At 38.0% G+C, this 901-nt stretch carries 1 protein-coding gene; it reads right to left on the reverse strand.

What is annotated here, in order from left to right; all coding sequences use genetic code 11:
* Positions 1-6 precede the first annotated feature (6 nt).
* Complete coding sequence (locus tag BW716_RS35035) at positions 7-846, reverse strand: transposase (protein ID WP_220388920.1); 840 nt, start codon at positions 844-846, stop codon at positions 7-9.
* Between the last annotated feature and the right edge of the window lie 55 nt (positions 847-901).

A 901-nucleotide genomic window follows, 5' to 3' on the forward strand; every position in this document is an offset into this window, starting at 1 on the left:
AGTTGTTTAAACTTTTAATTTTCTACAGAATAAGGTTATAAAGGCGAGCCAATGTAATCCCATCCAGGTGAAGGCTTTTGTTTCATAACGCACCAATAGGGCTTTGAAAGCATCGAGCCATGCATTTGCATGCTCAATTTTTGTTCTTTTTTTATATAATTCATCGTCAAAATAACGATACTGGTCTGTACTGGTCTTGCTATTACGCTTATTGGGTTTGACATTCAGCTCTATTTCTTCTTGTTCGCATACCTGACGAAACGCTTCACTATCAAAGCCCGGATCAGCATTCAAAAAAACACCTTTACAACTAATATCTGCTTGCTCCAATACTGCTATTATTTCTTCAAAGAGGCGGCTGATTTCAAACAAATCATTATGTTCTCCGCTTTGTGGACTACCTACAGATAGCAGTTGACCATTGTTATCACTCAAATACAAGCTGTTTGTGGTCTTACACCCTTTTCTGCCCTGATAACCCACTTGTTCTCCGCCCCGTTTTGATGGTGTATGGCTACCATCTAATTGAGCACTTGACAGGTCTATTTTGCTCTTATTGGCTGATAATAACGCAATCCACGCCTGCCTGAACGATCCATCTTTACTCCATTTATTGAAATAGTAATATATCAGTTGCCAACTTACAGCATCCCCCTCACAATATTCTTTAAGGCTTAACTCTCGCCATTGACAACCTGTCTTCATCCGCTTCAGGATCAGCTGAACCACTTTTGTTAAACATATTTTCGATTTAAAGCCCCGTTTTCCCTTACGTAAATGAGGTATTATCCAATCTCTTATTTTATCTTCGTCTATGAGTCCCAGATTTGTTCTTTTTTTTCGCAAAACAAAAATCTACATTTCATGGGACTCTTTTATTTTCTTCATAAGTTTAAACAAC

It is taken from the genome of [Flexibacter] sp. ATCC 35208 (assembly GCF_001975825.1).
In the GTDB taxonomy this organism is placed as follows: Bacteria; Bacteroidota; Bacteroidia; order Chitinophagales; family Chitinophagaceae; genus Chitinophaga.